Source organism: Bacillus cereus group sp. N6 (genome assembly GCF_016483705.1).
GTDB classification, from domain to species: domain Bacteria; phylum Bacillota; class Bacilli; order Bacillales; family Bacillaceae_G; genus Bacillus_A; species Bacillus_A wiedmannii.
The window spans coordinates 1-17139 of record NZ_JAEHBI010000068.1 but is presented as its reverse complement, the minus strand read 5'-3'; the positions used below and the strand labels follow the sequence as shown (position 1 = coordinate 17139).

Below are 17139 nucleotides of genomic sequence, written 5' to 3'. Positions count from 1 at the left end.
ATTTTTCTGCGTTAGGAAGTTCTCAGCTTTCCTTCCTTCTCTGTATAACCGGATAAAATAACTCGTGTCCTTTTCTTTGCTTTTAAAAGTACATCCATTAATTGTTATTTACTATATCTTATTCATTTTATTTTTGCAAGTGTTTAAAAATGATTTTTTATTTAATAAAAAAAGAAACCAAAAATAGATTTTTGGTTTCCTCTTCTCAATTTTACCAATCTTGTGGTTCGTAATTTAAGTCTGAAAATAGACGTCGTTTCTCTTTCTTCGATAAATCTCTCCACTGTCCAACAGGTAAATTATTTAATTCTATATTCATAATTCTTGTACGCTTTAAAGTGTATACTTGATAACCTAAAGCTTCACACATACGACGAATTTGACGATTCAACCCTTGAGTTAAAATAATTTGGAATTCATATTTTGATAACTGTGTTACCTCACAAGGAAGCGTTTTCGTTCCTAAAATTTTCACACCAGCTGCCATTTTCTCTAGAAAATCAGGTGTAATTGGCTTATCTACTGAAACGATATATTCTTTTTCATGTTTGTTTTCAGCACGTAAAATTTCATTTACAATATCACCATCATTCGTTAATAAAATTAAACCGTCTGAGTCTTTATCAAGACGTCCAATGTGACTAATTCGTAATGGATGATTCACTAAATCGATAATATTACCTTTTACAGCTTTTTCACTCGTACATGTAATACCTACTGGTTTATTTAAAGCGATATATACGTGATCTCGAGCAATACGAAGTTGCTCTCCATTTACGCGTACATCATCACCTGGATTTACTTGGTCACCAATTTTTGCAACCTTACCGTTAATAATTACTCTTCTCTCATTAATTAGTTTATCTGCTCCACGTCGAGACGCTTTTCCAGCTTCACTAATAAATTTATTGATACGCAAATTAGGCACATCCTTTTCAAAAAAATTCAAGCTCACACTGCTTCTACCGTACAATACAAAAGGGTAAGCCTTCTATTATAACTTAAATATATTAACATGAAAGGGTATATAACGTCTTCTATTAATTACTCGTTTATAAGAAAATATCTTTATTATACATTCATTTATGCACGTTTTGTACACTTAATATACAAGCCACTCTTCCTTACATATAGCTTGTTTACCTCTTATATCTTTTAAATCATCATGAATATTAGCTAGTTTAAACAACTCAGGGAAAATCTCTTCTACATAATTTTGATGCGTCATTTCATCTTTCCAATAAGTTAGCACAATGTAACGATTTTCAGTTTTTAAAGACTTCCCAACAACTCCACCTAACATCCCTTTTGCATTTTCCATCCCTTTATTCCAAATTGTTTCTTGTTTATGTAAAAACTGCTTTTTTCTTTGTTGTTTTACATCACAAATTGCAACTCGTACAAAAGATCCTGCTGTAATTACATCGTTCAAATGCGTATCAGTTATATCATACAACGGTTGAAATAATTCAATTTCACATGAAAGAAACGTATCCTCTTGATTACTATTTAAATAAATGGTATCGTGTGCACTATTCATAAATGATTGATAAGCCCTTCTATCTTCCCATAAAGTGAATACACATGCCTCATCTTCATTCCATCCACCAAATTGTCCGTGAAATCCATCTAGATGCTGTATAGCTTGCCATTTTTCTTGTGCTTTTGAAAATAACTCTTTTTTCTCTTCTTCCACCTTACAGTAGATTGTTTTTAGTAACATTTTTAACTCCCCCTTAGGATATAATTTACCTTCCACTTATAATTTTCAGTTTACATAATATTTTTATAATCTCCTCATTACTCTTTATGTGCATATAGAACTAATCATATTTATCACTACATCTATCAAACCATCTATCTGATTTTATTTCAAATAATTCAGAATCAAAAGAAAAGATGTAACCCTTAACGAATTACAACTTTATCTTATCTCCCTTTCTTATTCACCTTTTGTTCAAATAAATAATATGTAAGTTCTCCTGGATAATGTAATACAGTTACCTTCCGCTCCCCTTTTTTAAAACTAACAGTATGTCCGTTTTCCCCTAAGTTCTCCCATCCACTAGCCTTTGTAATAGGCATTACACTTATATATTTATACTCCTCTTCCTTATCATCGTTAATATGAATTGCTGACATTGGTACTGGAAAATCTTCAATTTTAGATTCTTTGTCTAAATATATAAGTGTAAATAAACTAACTAATAACACAACCGTTGAAATATTTGAAACTAGTTTTCTTCTATTCATTTTCACTAAAAACCCTCTTTTCTCACATATTACTTTCATTATTTTACTAATCTTGATTATTTGTGTATATAGAAAATATAATTAAAATTAATTCCAGACTATATTCTCTATTATTAACAATATTATTGTTATATATTATAATTAAAGGATATTTACTTTTGGAGGTATTACCCATTGAAGAAATTATTTTTTAATAAATGGACAATAGTTATTTCTATTTTTATTATTACCTGTACGATTTTCTACACAACTAAAGATAAAAATAATAACGAAAAAACTATCGTAGAAACAATTGATACAAAAAGTTTTAAAACTAAATTACAACCAAAAATTGATGAATTAACTACAAATTATAATGACATCATCGAAAAAGATTGGTTGCCTGCCTGGGAAGAGATTAACACGAACGGAGATTCAGTAGACAGAGATAAACTATTAGTCACAATGACTGCTATTTCCAAACAATATGAAAAAATCATGAACGAAATAGACACTGTGAAAATTAAAGAAAATATATCGGAAGTACAAATACAAGAACAACTAATTTATTTCACAACTGAATTTAAGACTGCTTCTAAATTTATGAAAAACGCAGCAAATTTAATTATAGACGGAGCAAATAACTCTACTCCATCCAATGAAACAATTGAAAATACTAAACATGCTTTAGGACTTGCGGACCAACATATTGTCCTCGCTTTATCTACGTTAAATGAAGTTGAAGTTAAATTAGGACTTGCAAAAAAATAAAACTGGTTACTATTTTAACATAAAAAAAGATTGCAATTCATATTTTGTCTGTCTATAATGTTTTTATTGATTTACAATCAATATTTTTATAAATTTTATAATTCGGATGAACCATTCAGGAGAAGGTCTATTGATCTACCGACGGGGCAAAAAGTTGCTGAATCAACTTTGAAACTCTCAGGTCTTGTTTACAAGTAGAACTGCATGGGGACGAATCTCTGGAGAGACTCCCTCTCGCTTTTATATAGCGCGGAGGAAAAAGAGCACCGAAGGAGCAAATCCGCTACTATAGCGGATAATCTCTCAGGTAAAAGGACAGAGACAAGCGAAAGAAAATGCCGATTTGTATCGGTTTATTTTTCTATCCCTTGTTTCTCCAGAGACCATTTCATTTACTTGAAGTGGTTTTTATTTTTTCATAAAAAGGAGAATACAGATGGAGACAGTAAGTACAGTATTAGAACAAATCAATCACTATGTGTGGGGATTACCAACGTTGTTGTTACTCGTTGGTACTGGTATCATTCTCACAGTGCGTTTAAAAGGATTACAGTTTAGTAAACTATTATACGCTCACAAACTAGCTTTTAAAAAATCAGAAGATACATCTTCCTCTGGAGATATTAGCCACTTCCAAGCACTTATGACAGCTATGGCGGCAACGATAGGTATGGGAAATATAGCCGGTGTTGCAACTGCAGTAACGATCGGTGGACCCGGTGCAATCTTTTGGATGTGGATTACTGCTTTGTTCGGTATGGCAACAAAGTATGCCGAAGCAATTCTTGCGGTGAAATACCGTGTTAGTAATGAAAATGGTGAATATTCAGGTGGACCAATGTACTATTTAGAACGTGGTTTAGGTAAGAAATGGCTTGCAGTTTTATTCGCTATATTCGGCACAACTGCTTCTTTCGGTATCGGTAATATGGTGCAATCTAACTCAGTTGCAGAGGCAATGCGAATTAATTTCTCTTTCCCTCCTGCTTTAACTGGTATATTTATGTCGTTTTTAATCGCCATTGTTATTTTAGGCGGTGTGAAAAAAATCGGGAAAGTGACAGGATATATCGTTCCTATTAAAGCTTTCTTTTATATCATTGCTGGGCTTATTATTATTCTCTATCACTACGATCAAATTCCAGAAGCATTCTCACTTATTTTTTCTGGCGCATTCAATGGGACTGCAGCTGCTGGTGGTTTTATTGGCGCAACAATTGCATCTGCAATTCAAATCGGAATGGCGCGCGGTGTATTTGCAAACGAAGCTGGTTTAGGGAGTGCCCCTATTGCTGCAGCTGCCGCAAAAACTGATTCACCTGCAAAGCAAGCTTTAGTTTCTATGACTGGTACTTTTCTAGATACGTTTATTGTATGTACCATTACAGGGCTAGTATTAATTACTACAGGTGCATGGAAATCAGGTAAAACTGGCGTTGAAGCGACAACACTTGCGTTCCAATCTGTATTTGGCACTGCTGGTAGTATGATTCTTGGTATCGCAATTATATTATTTGCCTACTCTACTATTTTAGGATGGTCGTATTACGGCGAGAAGTGCGTGGCTTATTTATTTGGAGAAGGTGCTGTTAAATATTATAAAGCGATCTTTATTGTCATGATTGCTATTGGGGCTAATTTAAAACTAGGTATCGTATGGACATTTGCTGATATTGCAAATGGACTTATGGCGATTCCAAACTTAATTGGCCTTATTGGGTTAAGTGGTATTGTTGTTGCTGAAACGAATCGCTTTTTACAAGCAGAGAAATTGAAAGAAAGTCATAAAAAACAGGCAAGTTAATATAAAAAAAGGAATGACTCATACATAATGAGCATTCCTTTTTTCGTTTTCTAACTCAGTAAATGTCATGAAAAATATATTTATATCGATCTTTCCCTTTTTTTATTCCACTAAAAGTTTTTCACATAAATGACATAAATCGTATGGTCTAACTATATAGTTGAAAAGGAATGTGACATTAAAGTGTCGCCGAAAAACTCATCCAAGAAAAGGGAGGAAAAATCTTTTGAAAAACAAAATCATTGTTTTCCTATCTGTTTTATCATTTATTATTGGTGGTTTCTTTTTTAACACAAATACTTCAAGTGCTGAAACATCATCTACTGATTACGTCCCTAACCAATTAATCGTTAAGTTCAAACAAAATGCCTCTTTAAGTAATGTTCAATCTTTTCACAAATCTGTCGGTGCTAACGTTTTATCTAAAGATGATACGTTAGGTTTTGAAGTCGTTCAATTTTCAAAAGGTACTGTCAAAGAAAAAATAAAAAGTTATAAAAATAATCCAGATGTGGAATATGCAGAACCGAATTATTACGTTCACGCCTTTTGGACTCCGAACGACCCATATTTTAAAAATCAATATGGATTGCAAAAAATTCAAGCTCCACAAGCTTGGGATAGTCAACGAAGTGATCCTGGTGTAAAAGTAGCTATTATTGATACAGGAGTTCAAGGTTCACACCCTGATTTAGCTTCGAAAGTAATTTACGGACATGATTATGTTGACAACGACAATACATCTGATGATGGTAATGGTCATGGTACGCATTGCGCTGGAATTACTGGAGCACTTACGAATAATAGTGTTGGAATTGCTGGTGTTGCCCCACAAACTTCAATTTATGCCGTCCGCGTATTAGATAATCAAGGAAGTGGGACTCTTGATGCTGTAGCGCAAGGGATTAGAGAAGCTGCTGATTCAGGTGCAAAAGTAATTAGCTTAAGCTTAGGCGCTCCAAATGGTGGGACTGCTTTACAACAAGCCGTTCAATATGCATGGAATAAAGGCTCTGTTATTGTTTCAGCTGCTGGAAATGCTGGAAATACAAAAGCTAATTATCCTGCTTATTACAACGAGGTGATTGCAGTTGCTTCTACAGATCAATCAGATAGAAAATCTTCATTTTCTACTTATGGTAACTGGGTAGATGTTGCAGCACCAGGTTCAAATATATATTCCACATATAAAGGAAGCACGTATCAATCATTAAGTGGTACATCTATGGCAACACCTCATGTTGCAGGAGTCGCTGCTCTTTTAGCAAATCAAGGATATAGCAATACACAAATCCGCCAAATTATTGAGTCAACGTCTGATAAAATTAGTGGTACAGGTACGTATTGGAAAAATGGTAGAGTCAATGCATATAAAGCTATACAATATGCTAAACAATTACAAGAAAATAAAGCCTCTTAAGAAATAATGTAAAACTTTAATCAGTGATCTGCCATTAGTGCGGGATAAAATAGAAGGAGAGACTTTTACAATTAAAGGCTCTCCTTCTTACAAACTATATTACTCCCCCTCCTTCTGCACCATATGTAAATACAGTACAAAATCCGTCATTGTCGACGAATGACCGAGTTGACGGATCATCGCTGTTATATTTCCTCTATGATATGTACCATGATTTACGACATGTTGTACTAACTCTAAAATTGAAGTTTCTAATTTCCCTGCATATGGATTCTCGATAACAAATACAGCATTCACGTCTTGTATTGTAATTAAAAAGTCTTTATATTGATTTGCCATGTTTTTAAACATTTTTTCTAATTCATGTAACGATTTAGTTTCGATTTGTTTTCGTAAATTTTCTCGGTCTTGTATTGCTTCATTCATACTTTTACCATGCACTATGTGTAACCACACTTGATCTGTAATATAAATATGCGCAAAAGTATCCTTAATTGATGGAAATACACTCTGTATCTTTTCGCTAAAGATTGTCTCATAGCTTGGTAACTCTTTTAATCGATTGAATAATCGCGTATTAGCCCAATCATGGTAATCAAACTGTTTTAACATGTACTCTTTCAATCTAAATCGCCTCCTTATTGTACGAAACGAATGTTTTGTTTCTCCATTTCCGATTCTCTATCAGCTTTTGCAATCCCTTTTTCTTCAACTACATGTTTATTTATAGTTTTATATTTTACATACGTATGAAATTCCGTTTGAAATGGAAACGGTGTAATCCGTATTGTTTCCTCGTCCACCCATTCAGCTTGAATAGGTTTCTCCACCTTACTATTAAACATTTCCGTTCCTTCAAAACCACCTTTAAACAAATCAATTTCATCTTCCTTTTCTACGCCAGGTTTATTCATACACACATATAAAGAAAGTTCATCGCAAAACTTTAATAATCTATAATGTTTATCGAACATCGCAAATTGTTCTTTCGTTAACGTTTTCAAAATTCTTTTTTGTCGTTTCAATTCATGTTTATAAAAAGACATCATTTCTTCGTCTTCGTCATTTAATGAAAATGATAAAAAATGTTTACTACAAAGTAATGCTCCGTATGGATTCGAATCTTCAATTTCATTCAAACCAATCGTATAAAAAACAAAACGCAATGAACTTGGACAATCCATAAATGTATATGGAATATTTTTAGCATCATTCAAAATTGGTACTTTATCAAGTTCTATCCATCCTCTATCATGCTCATATATTGCATCAATTGTCTCTTTTAAGTATGTTTCATCTTCAAAAAAATCTTCTTTTATATGCTTTGCAATCTCTCCAGCTAAAAAACCATGATCATGTTGACGAATTAATATACTTTCTTTCTCATTCTTTTCACGAAAAATCATTCATATACTCCCCCTCATCCTCATATTACAGCATTTTCTATACATCAATTCTTAATTAATCCCTAATTATTAGCAGGGATTCAGTCTCTTACAACGAAATTAACATAACTATATAGTATTCTTTCTAACCATATAAATAGCTTTCTCTATACTATCCATTATACTAAAACATTCATTCTAAAAAACTTTTTATGAGGTGAAAACATGAACAAAACAGAATTAGTTAAAAACGTGGCACAATCCGCTGATATTTCTCAAAAGGAAGCTTCTGCAGCGGTACAATCCGTATTTGACACAATTGCTACTGCATTACAATCTGGCGATAAAGTTCAATTAATCGGCTTTGGAACGTTTGAAGTGCGCGAAAGATCTGCTCGTACAGGACGTAATCCACAAACTGGCGAAGAAATTCAAATCGCTGCTGGTAAAGTTCCAGCATTTAAAGCTGGTAAAGAGTTAAAAGAAGCTGTGAAATAAATAAGAAACCAGCCATTTTATAGGCTGGTTTCTTATTTTCTATTTAAGCAGATTTTTTATATTCTCTGCATGATATACTTCACAAATATAAAATATGCATTTGCAATTACTTACAATTTGATATTTTCTAGTTGGATACACATTCGCCGTAACAGAGCATCCATCAAACAATTCAATAATATTCCCAGATGGCTGATATCCTTCGTATAATACGTTTCTTCTTACTTCCATCTTTTCTATAATTTTTTCAACTGGAATATTCCCACTCTCTAATTCACTCTTAATTGTATTTGGTAAAAACGAAGTGTCCGCAAAAATTAGATTCTCAGATAACACTTTTCCTTTATAACTAACATTGGATACACGGTAAAGAAATGTTCCGTTTTTATCAAAGAAATTCTTTGCTTCTTTCGGGATGTACTGTCTATCAAGTACCTCTTGTTCGAGAATTTCAAACTGAACTGTATCATTCAAAAGCTTTTCTAAAGCATGAATAGATGATGTATCTCCAGAAAATAAAATATTTTTAATTGCTTGTACATTATAAGTGAATTCATTTGTTCTATTTTCCGCTACTAACATGAGGAACACCTCTTCTATAAGATTTTTTATTTAACTTATTTATAATTTAAAAGCGCTACTGCGTCTAACTGTGTAATTTCAGTTACTTCTTTACTAAATATTGCAATTGAAGCCATATAATCTGCACTTGGCCTTATATCCTCCATCATTGTATTTTCTACTAACCCTTGCCTATCCTTAAAAACTAACAAATTTGGAGGATCATTTGGAGCTGATACAGTAATACCTACTGGTGAAATCATTAGTCCTTCACCTGTCGCTTTTAGTACCGCTTCTTTTCGAGTCCAATATGTTAAAAAACCTTCTATTTTCTGTTCATTAGGTAACTTCATAACTTGTGCTATTTCAATGTCTGTTAATACGCCCTCTGCCATTTTCATAACATCTACATTTGGATTCATTTGTTCAACATCAACGCCTACAGGTGCAGACTTTGTAAATGCAACAACAACCCACTCACCCGAATGTGAAACAGATATTTGCGGCATTCCTTCTGGTAATTGTGGTCTACCATGTTGTAACTTACATACAGGGCACATTCGATTAATCGGTACTTGAACTGGCGACATAGAAAGGATCTTTCCAAGAACTAATCTACTAATTACACAACCTATTATAAATCGTGCACGATCTGCCGAATGATGATATGAATTTGCTTTCTCTCGTTCAACATCATTTAGTAAATTGTAATGCCATGATTGTAAATCTGAAATTCTTGCCCACCATATTTGACAACTATTCTCATTAAGAGTTGGTACAGAATCTACAACTTTACTCTCTATCATGTAAACTCTCTCCTTCTAAAAAACAATATCATTTTATTTCAAAAGAATATTATTATTCTATAACTTATTCGTTTACAACTTCTTTTTCTTTTTGTAATATAGGTAACGGCTTTTTCTTCTTCTTTGCCATTACCTCTTTATCAGAAATACGTAAAGAAAATAGTAATGCTACGAGTAAAAATATTGCTGATCCAATTAACGCAGCTTGATATGGTAAGAAATCTGACTGAGCATCATTTTGTACACTATTATTTCCAAAACCGGCTAGTATACTAGCTAAAACTGCAACTCCTATCGCTGAACCTAATCGATTTTGCACATTAAATATAGTCGTAGCTCTCCCCATAGAAGGTGGCGTGATATTATTAAATGCAGAAAATTGAACTGCTCCAACAGACTGACCTAAGAAAATACCGATACCAAACAATAATGCCCGAATTTGCCATGGGTTCGTATCGTGATTTACAAAACTTAATAAAACAAAGATAATCGCCGTACAAATTAATCCAATAGAAATTACCTTTCGAGCTCCTAGTTTCTTATATGACCATGGCACAATCTGTGACGATATCATTAACCCAATCGCCTCTGGGAATGTCGTAAGACCTGATTCCAATGCGGAAACCCCTATTACATTTTGATACATAAGTGGAAAAACAAATAACATTCCTAGTAAACCAGCGGATGAAAACAATGAAATAAGACTCATTTTTCTAAAGACTGGTTCTTTTAATAAGCGTAAATCTAACATCGGTTGCTTTACTCTAAGTTCTACAATGATAAACAATGTAATGAATACAATCCCAGCTATTCCAGTACTTATAATCTCTGAAGCCCAGCCTTTTGACGGCCCTTGACTAAGTGCATAGATAAGCATCGCGAATCCTGGTGCTGAAAGAACAAAACCGAGAGAATCAAAGCGACCAGCTGATTTTTCAATATGCTCTTTTAAAAATAGTAGACCGAATAGTAATGCTACGATTCCGAACGGTAAATTAATATAAAATGCCCAGCGCCAAGACATTTGATCTACAAAAAAACCGCCAATAATTGGTCCTACTGCCGGTGCTACAGCAATTGGCAACACAATAAACCGTGAAATTTTCGGCCTTTCCTCTGGTGAAAATGTTCGGAATAACATCGCCATCCCAACTGGTGTTAAAAGCCCCCCGCCAGCACCTTGCATGATGCGAAAAAGATTCAATGAAGTAATATCATTCGCTATTCCACATAATGCAGACGCAGTTGTAAATACGAAAAGAGCGGTTAGAAATACTCTTTTCGTACCGAAGCGATCTCCTAACCAACCAGAAATCGGAAGAAAAACAGCTAAGCTAACTAAATACCCAACATTAACCGTCCCCATTGCAGGTGGAGGCACTTGTAGTTCTTTACTTATCGTTTGGAGTGCTACATTCACAATCGTTGCATCCATCGCAGCCATAAACATCGCTGTTATATATACGATGCTTACAACTACTTTTGGATTTATTTTTGCCTTCATTATCGTTTTCCTACTAATATTTTTTCGCCCACTTGTTTACTTTTCGGATTCAAATCTTCCCAGTTATTTTCAACATATTTTAAACAATCATTCCTACTAGCCTCTTCATGCACGACATTCCAACCAATAGGTACATCAAGAAAAACAGGCCAGAGAGAATACTGGCCCTCCTCATTTTTTAGTACTTTATATGTGTAATTATCATTTTCAAACGGATTCGTCATACTGTACTTACCCCTTTCTTATCCTGCAAATATTTCGCTAATACTTGTCCAATCTCTGTAAGTGGTCCTGGTTGACATAAATCTTTATGTCTACAATCAATATGGTGTTGCACAATTTGCCCCTCTAAATAATTTAGCCACGTATTTGGAGAGATAGGATCGAACCAGTCTGGTATAACAGTAGATCTAAAGAATAAAATATCTCCGTTATAAACTTTCGGTACATATTTCCCTAACAATCCTACCGAATTTACATATGTTTCTTTCAAATTTAAAATCGTCTCTTCTTCAAGACTTGCTAATGCACTTCCATCTTTACGAAGTATTTCTACTGCACTTTCCATCGTAAGTGGTTTACCATCCATGTTATCTGGATCGTATCCACCTAAAGCAAGTAATGCGATTAACGCTTCTTCTTCAGTAGGTGCTTCCGTATTCGGTAAGAAGTGACCTGGATAAGAATCCAGCATAACGAGTAATTCTACTTCTTCCCCTTCATTTTGCAGTTGCGCCGCCATTGCATGCACAACATTTCCTCCGAGCGACCAACCGAGTAAACGATATGGTCCGTGAGGCTGTACTTCACGAACGTGTTTTAAATAATCCGCCGCCATCTCCTCTAAACTTTTTGGAAGTTCTTCATTTTTAGCAATACCACGTGCTTGGACACCGTAGATTGGATAATCTGTTCCTAAAGATTTCATAAGTCCTGCATAGCACCAACTTAATCCACCTGCTGGGTGTACACAAAATAGTGGTAATTGGTCTCCGCTTGCTCGTAATGGAAGCAACACATCAAGTGCACTTTGTCCATTTCCCACTTCAAGTCTTTCAGCAAGACCCGCAACAGTAGGTGCTACAAATAAAGTTCCGATATTTAGTTCAACCCCAAGTGCTTCTTTAATACGACTCATAAGCTGCACTGCAAGAAGTGAGTGGCCACCTAGATCAAAGAATCCGTCATCAATTCCAATTTGCGGCACACTTAAAATTTCTGTAAACAGGTCACATAACATTTCTTCTTGCGGTGTTCTTGGTCCACGACTAGAAGATGATGCGATAAATTCTGGAGCCGGCAATGCCTTTCTATCTAATTTACCGTTTGGAGTTAAAGGCAACTCATTTACTACTACAAAAGCGTATGGAACCATGTAATCTGGTAAACTACCTCCAGCATACTTACGCATTTCATTCGTATCAATCATTTCATTATTTGATGCGACGATATAAGAAACTAACCGTTTATCCCCTGGTTGATCTTCCCGTACAATAACGGCTACTTGCTCAACTTTAGGATGTTTCATTATTACCGCTTCTATTTCCCCTAATTCAATTCGGAATCCACGAATTTTTATTTGATGATCTGCACGTCCTATATAATCTAGCGTCCCATCTTGACGCCAACGTGCTAAGTCCCCAGTACGATACATTCTTGTACCTGGCTTACCAAATGGATCTGCAATAAAACGTTCTGCAGTTAAGCCTGCTCTTCCTAAATATCCACGAGCAAGCCCTGCACCTGCAACATACATTTCTCCAACTACTCCAGGTGGCACCGGTTGTAAATAGTTGTCTAACACATACACTTTAAGATCAGGTATACTACACCCAATTAAACTGTTTGCTCGTAAAGAGACGATTGTTTCATCTAATTCAATATAACTAACATGTACTGTCGTCTCCGTAATACCGTACATATTAATAAGTTTTGGTGCGTTATGAGAATGTCGACAATACCAATCTTCTAATCGACTTAGCTCAAGTGCTTCTCCTCCAAAAACAACATATCGTAAAGATAATTTTTGGCCAATTTCTTCATTTTCATGATCTGCTTGCATCAATTGATAGAACGCTGATGGAGTTTGGTTTAAAACAGTTACCTTTTCTTTAACAAGAAGTTGTAAAAATTCTTTCGGCGAGCGACTTACAGTATGTGGTACTACGACTAAACGCCCACCATATAATAAAGGTCCCCAAATTTCCCAAACCGAGAAATCAAAAGCATATGAATGAAACATTGTCCATACATCGTTCTCGTCAAATTGGAACCAATGATCAGTTGCTCCTAAAAGTCTTACTACATTTTGATGAGGTATCATAACGCCTTTCGGTCTACCAGTTGAGCCTGATGTATAAATAACATACGCAATGTGCGAAGGAGATAACTGCTTCATGCGCTCCATTTCATCAATATTGTCTTCACTATATTTCTCAATTTCCCCTATTACTTTCACATCATCAACTAAAATTTTCAGTTCCTCATCACATTCAATTTCCACATCTGAATTTGTTAAAACACATGATGGTTTCGCATCGTGGAGCATAAATGAAATACGATCTGACGGATAATCCGGATCTAACGGAAGGTATCCCGCACCAGCTTTCAGAACAGCTAGTAAGCTTACAACCATATTTAAAGATCTCGGCATCGCTAAAGCAACGAGTTGATCAGGGCCTACTCCATTTGCTATTAGCAATCGAGCTATTTTATTCGCTTTTTTATTCAACTCTTCATAAGTTAACTTCTCATCTTCAAAGACGACAGCAATAGAATTTGGATTTATATGAGCCTGCTTTTCAAATAATTGTGGCAATGTCATTTCTGGTACAATTTGAAAACCACCATTCCACTTTTCTAACACTGTATTTTTCTCTGCTAAAGTTAATATTTCTAATGTGCCAATTGATTGATCCGGATGTTTCGCTGCATCATCTAATAACAAAATAAATCGTTCAACTAATTTTTGAACTGTTTCACGTGTATATAAATCCGTACTAAATTCTAGTAACCCGTTTAAGCCATCTGGAGTACCATCAACTCCGTTACTCTCGCTAATTTCAAATGTTAGATCAAACTTGGCAGAACCAACGCTTTGAATTTCAAGGTTCGCTTCTATATCCGGAGCATCAAACGTTGCTTCTGGCGTATTTTGGAAAGCTAACATAACTTGAAACAGCGGATGACTATTTCGAGTACGTACTGGATTTAACACTTCAACAAGTCGTTCAAATGGAACATCTTGATTTTCATAAGCTGCAAGATTTGATTGCTTCACTCTATTCAATAATTCTTTAAAGCTTGGATCTCCTGATGTATTTGTACGTAACACTAATGTATTTACAAATAAACCGACTATGTCAGAGAGTGCATCTTCATTTCTTCCAGCAATCGGACTACCAATTGGTATATCAGTACCTGCACCTAATCTTGTAAATAGCGCACTAAGTCCTGCTTGCAACACCATAAACAAACTAACTCCGTTTTTCCGTGCAAGCTCTACTAACCTACTATGCATACCCGCATCTATTTGAAAATGAATTGTTTCTCCGTGATAACTCATTTCAATTGGACGCTGGTAATCTGTAGGTAACTCTATTTTATCTGGTAAACCTTCTAACTCTTTCTTCCAAAAATCTAATTGTGTTGAAATAAGACTTTCTAGTGTAGTTTCATCACCAAGCAACTGTTGTTGCCAAAGTGCATAATCTGCGTATTGAACTGGAAGTGTCTCTAGCTGTACTCTGTTACCTTGACATCGTGCTTTATATGCCGCTGCAAAATCTCTCGTTAACGGTTGTAATGACCAGCCATCCCCTACAATATGGTGCAATAGAATTAGTAATACATGTTCGTTTTCATTCACTGTAAATAGTTGCAGACGAACTGCTGGTTCAACATCAAGGTTAAAACTATATCTTACCGCCTCTACAAGCACACTTTCTAATTTATCTTTACATGTTTTTGTTATTATCATTTCTAGATTTAAATTTTCCATATCTAAAATTTTCTGATAGGAACTACCTAATACGTTAGGGAAAATCGTTCTAAGCGTTTCATGTTTCTCAACTACATCATAAAAGGCACCTTGCAATGCTTCCTCGTTCAACTTTCCAGAAATACGAACGACTAATGGAATATTATAAGTAGGACTTGGACCTTCTAAACAATTTAAGAACCATAACCTGCGCTGTGCAAATGAAAGTGGAACTTCATTTGGTCTACTTACTTTCTTAATAGCTGGTCTTGCAGTTTTTGCTTGATCCAATTGTTTTTCCAGTTCAGCAACAGTTGGCGATTCAAATAATTTTCCTATTCCTAATTCAACACTTAACGTTTCACGAATTCTTGCCATTAGACGAGATGCAAGAAGCGAATGGCCACCCATTTCAAAGAAATTATCATCAATGCTAATGCGAGAAACACCAAGTACTTCTGCAAATAAATCACATAATATTTCTTCTTTCGGATTTCTAGCAACTCTCTCCTTGTTCATTTCATTAAAATCAGGAGCAGGTAATTTCTTTCTATCAACCTTACCATTTGGCGTTAATGGTAATTCTTCTAGCACAACAAATGCCGATGGCACCATATAATTCGCTAAACTTTCTGAAACATAAGAACGAATTTCTGAAAGGTTAATCCCTTCATTCCCTTCGGCAACGATATATGCAATGATTCGTTTATCATTTGGGCGATCTTCCCGTACCATTACTACCGCTTGTTGAATATATTCATGTCGTTGTAATACCATTTCAATTTCAGCTAATTCAATTCGGAAACCACGAATTTTAATTTGATGATCTGCGCGGCTCATGTACTCTAACACACCATCGTTACGCCATTTCACAAGATCACCTGTGCGGTACATGCGCTTCCCTGGTTTTCCATAAGGATCTGCAACAAACCGTTCAGCCGTTAACTCTGGTTTTCCTAAATATCCGTTCGCAAGCCCTTCCCCTGCAATATATAATTCACCAATTACTCCAGGTGGTACTGGTTGTAAACCTGCATCTAATACATACACGTCTGTACTCCAAATTGGCTTTCCAATAGGAGGTATACCAATTTCCTTTTTATCGATGTTCATGACAGTAGACCAAATAGTCGTTTCAGTTGGTCCATATAAGTTTGTAATAGAGCAACCTAATTCTTTTAATATATTTGCTAAATGGGCTGGAAGAGCTTCACCACCAACGAGCACATTTAGCCCTTGTAGCCTTTCTGGATATTCAGTTACTAACGCCTGCCATAACGTCGGTGTAGCTTGCATAACTGTCACTCTTTCTTCTTGTAACAGTGCCGTTAACGCAGAAGGCTCTTGAATTACCTCTTTTTGTGCAATTGTTAAACTTGCACCACTAATAAGAGGTAAATAAATCTCTAGAGCAGAAATATCAAACGCAAATGTTGTAACTGCTACTAAATGATCGTTCTCATTTAGTGAAAACATATCGTCCATAGCCAATAGAAAGTTACTTAAAGCTTTCATAGGAACAATTACACCTTTTGGATTTCCGGTTGAGCCTGAAGTGTAAATTGTATACGCAGGCTTTAAAAATGAATCATCATTTCTAAATGGTAGATTCCTATGAGAATATGCTTTTAATGCTAGTTCTGTTTCTTCTCGATCTAATTCGATTTTTTTTATATCATTTTCTATAACTAAAGTAGATGAAACAGATGAATGTGTGATGATATAAATTGGTTTTGCATCATTTACTATATAATGTATTCGCTCAGCTGGATATTCTGGATCTATCGGTAAATACGCTGCACCAGCCTTTAAAACTGCTAGCATACTAACTACCATTTCTATTGACCTTGGAAATACTAAAGCTACAAACTGATTTGGCCCTATTCCTTCTTCTACTAAATAGTGCGCTAGTTCATTCGCCCGTTCATTTAGCTCTTTATACGTAAGGTCTACTCCGTTACACGTAACCGCTATTTTATTTGGATTTTTTTGTACTTGTTTTTCAAATAATAAAGGTAGAGTAATTAAATCCTCAGCTTCCTTAGTTTCATTCCATTCGAATAAAACTTTATGATTTTCTTCTGGAAGAGTAATGTTTATATGTAACTACTCAGCTTCCTCACGGAAGCTTTTTAAATTTTACTAGTTTCATATGCCTCTCATTTGTAAATACTGAGTA

The 17139-nt window shown here is 35.0% G+C and carries 13 protein-coding genes, 1 pseudogene and 1 riboswitch; of the genes and pseudogenes, 4 read left to right on the top strand and 10 right to left on the bottom strand.

Annotated elements, in window-relative coordinates:
- Positions 1–211: 211 nt before the first annotated feature.
- The 3 genes from rluF to JDS99_RS27880 all read right to left on the bottom strand — a co-directional run bounded on the left by rluF (position 212) and on the right by JDS99_RS27880 (position 2295).
- Positions 212–919, bottom strand: a complete 708-nt coding sequence (gene rluF / locus JDS99_RS27890) for a 23S rRNA pseudouridine(2604) synthase RluF (protein ID WP_001222161.1) — start codon at positions 917–919, stop codon at positions 212–214.
- A 183-nt stretch (positions 920–1102) separates the two neighbouring features.
- Positions 1103–1723 (bottom strand): YdbC family protein, encoded by a 621-nt coding sequence (locus tag JDS99_RS27885; protein WP_199696146.1) that lies wholly within the window; start codon positions 1721–1723, stop codon positions 1103–1105.
- 206 nt (positions 1724–1929) lie between these two features.
- Entirely contained in the window at positions 1930–2295 is a 366-nt protein-coding gene (locus JDS99_RS27880; protein WP_097908527.1) for a hypothetical protein, read from the bottom strand.
- Between the two features lie 132 nt (positions 2296–2427).
- Here JDS99_RS27880 and JDS99_RS27875 point away from each other — a divergent pair, with 132 nt between their 5' ends.
- The 3 genes from JDS99_RS27875 to JDS99_RS27865 all read left to right on the top strand — a co-directional run bounded on the left by JDS99_RS27875 (position 2428) and on the right by JDS99_RS27865 (position 6227).
- Complete coding sequence (locus JDS99_RS27875; protein WP_046955749.1) at positions 2428–3003, top strand: hypothetical protein; 576 nt, start codon at positions 2428–2430, stop codon at positions 3001–3003.
- 208 nt (positions 3004–3211) lie between these two features.
- Positions 3212–3332, top strand: a riboswitch (glycine riboswitch).
- A gap of 107 nt (positions 3333–3439) precedes the next feature.
- Positions 3440–4807, top strand: coding sequence for an alanine/glycine:cation symporter family protein (locus JDS99_RS27870; protein WP_199696145.1), 1368 nt, complete (start codon positions 3440–3442; stop codon positions 4805–4807).
- Positions 4808–5033: 226 nt separating this feature from the next.
- Positions 5034–6227, top strand: coding sequence for a S8 family peptidase (locus JDS99_RS27865; protein ID WP_046955748.1), 1194 nt, complete (start codon positions 5034–5036; stop codon positions 6225–6227).
- 99 nt (positions 6228–6326) lie between these two features.
- Here JDS99_RS27865 and JDS99_RS27860 read toward each other — a convergent pair whose 3' ends face one another.
- Both JDS99_RS27860 and JDS99_RS27855 read right to left on the bottom strand, forming a co-directional pair.
- Positions 6327–6851 carry a DinB family protein gene (locus JDS99_RS27860; RefSeq protein ID WP_199696144.1) on the bottom strand — a complete coding sequence of 175 codons (525 nt, stop codon included), beginning with the start codon at positions 6849–6851 and terminating at the stop codon, positions 6327–6329.
- Between the two features lie 14 nt (positions 6852–6865).
- Positions 6866–7633, bottom strand: a complete 768-nt coding sequence (locus JDS99_RS27855; protein ID WP_046955746.1) for a DUF3891 family protein — start codon at positions 7631–7633, stop codon at positions 6866–6868.
- Positions 7634–7837: 204 nt separating this feature from the next.
- Here JDS99_RS27855 and JDS99_RS27850 point away from each other — a divergent pair, with 204 nt between their 5' ends.
- Positions 7838–8110: an HU family DNA-binding protein gene (locus JDS99_RS27850; RefSeq protein WP_001043960.1), complete on the top strand. Its 273-nt coding sequence runs from the start codon at positions 7838–7840 to the stop codon at positions 8108–8110.
- A gap of 39 nt (positions 8111–8149) precedes the next feature.
- Here JDS99_RS27850 and JDS99_RS27845 read toward each other — a convergent pair whose 3' ends face one another.
- The 5 genes and pseudogenes from JDS99_RS27845 to JDS99_RS27825 form a co-directional block, all read right to left on the bottom strand.
- Positions 8150–8692 (bottom strand): hypothetical protein, encoded by a 543-nt coding sequence (locus tag JDS99_RS27845; RefSeq protein ID WP_046955745.1) that lies wholly within the window; start codon positions 8690–8692, stop codon positions 8150–8152.
- A gap of 35 nt (positions 8693–8727) precedes the next feature.
- Positions 8728–9477: a 4'-phosphopantetheinyl transferase Sfp gene (sfp, locus tag JDS99_RS27840; protein WP_199696143.1), complete on the bottom strand. Its 750-nt coding sequence runs from the start codon at positions 9475–9477 to the stop codon at positions 8728–8730.
- Positions 9478–9541: 64 nt separating this feature from the next.
- A complete protein-coding gene (locus tag JDS99_RS27835) occupies positions 9542–10981 on the bottom strand; it encodes an MDR family MFS transporter (protein ID WP_199696142.1) in 1440 nt (479 codons plus the stop codon).
- A complete protein-coding gene (locus JDS99_RS27830; protein ID WP_088063306.1) occupies positions 10981–11205 on the bottom strand; it encodes an MbtH family protein in 225 nt (74 codons plus the stop codon). The genes JDS99_RS27835 and JDS99_RS27830 overlap by 1 nt, the downstream gene beginning before the upstream one ends.
- A pseudogene (locus JDS99_RS27825) lies at positions 11202–17060 on the bottom strand (amino acid adenylation domain-containing protein); the annotation flags it as partial. The gene JDS99_RS27830 and the pseudogene JDS99_RS27825, both read right to left, overlap by 4 nt.
- Between the last annotated feature and the right edge of the window lie 79 nt (positions 17061–17139).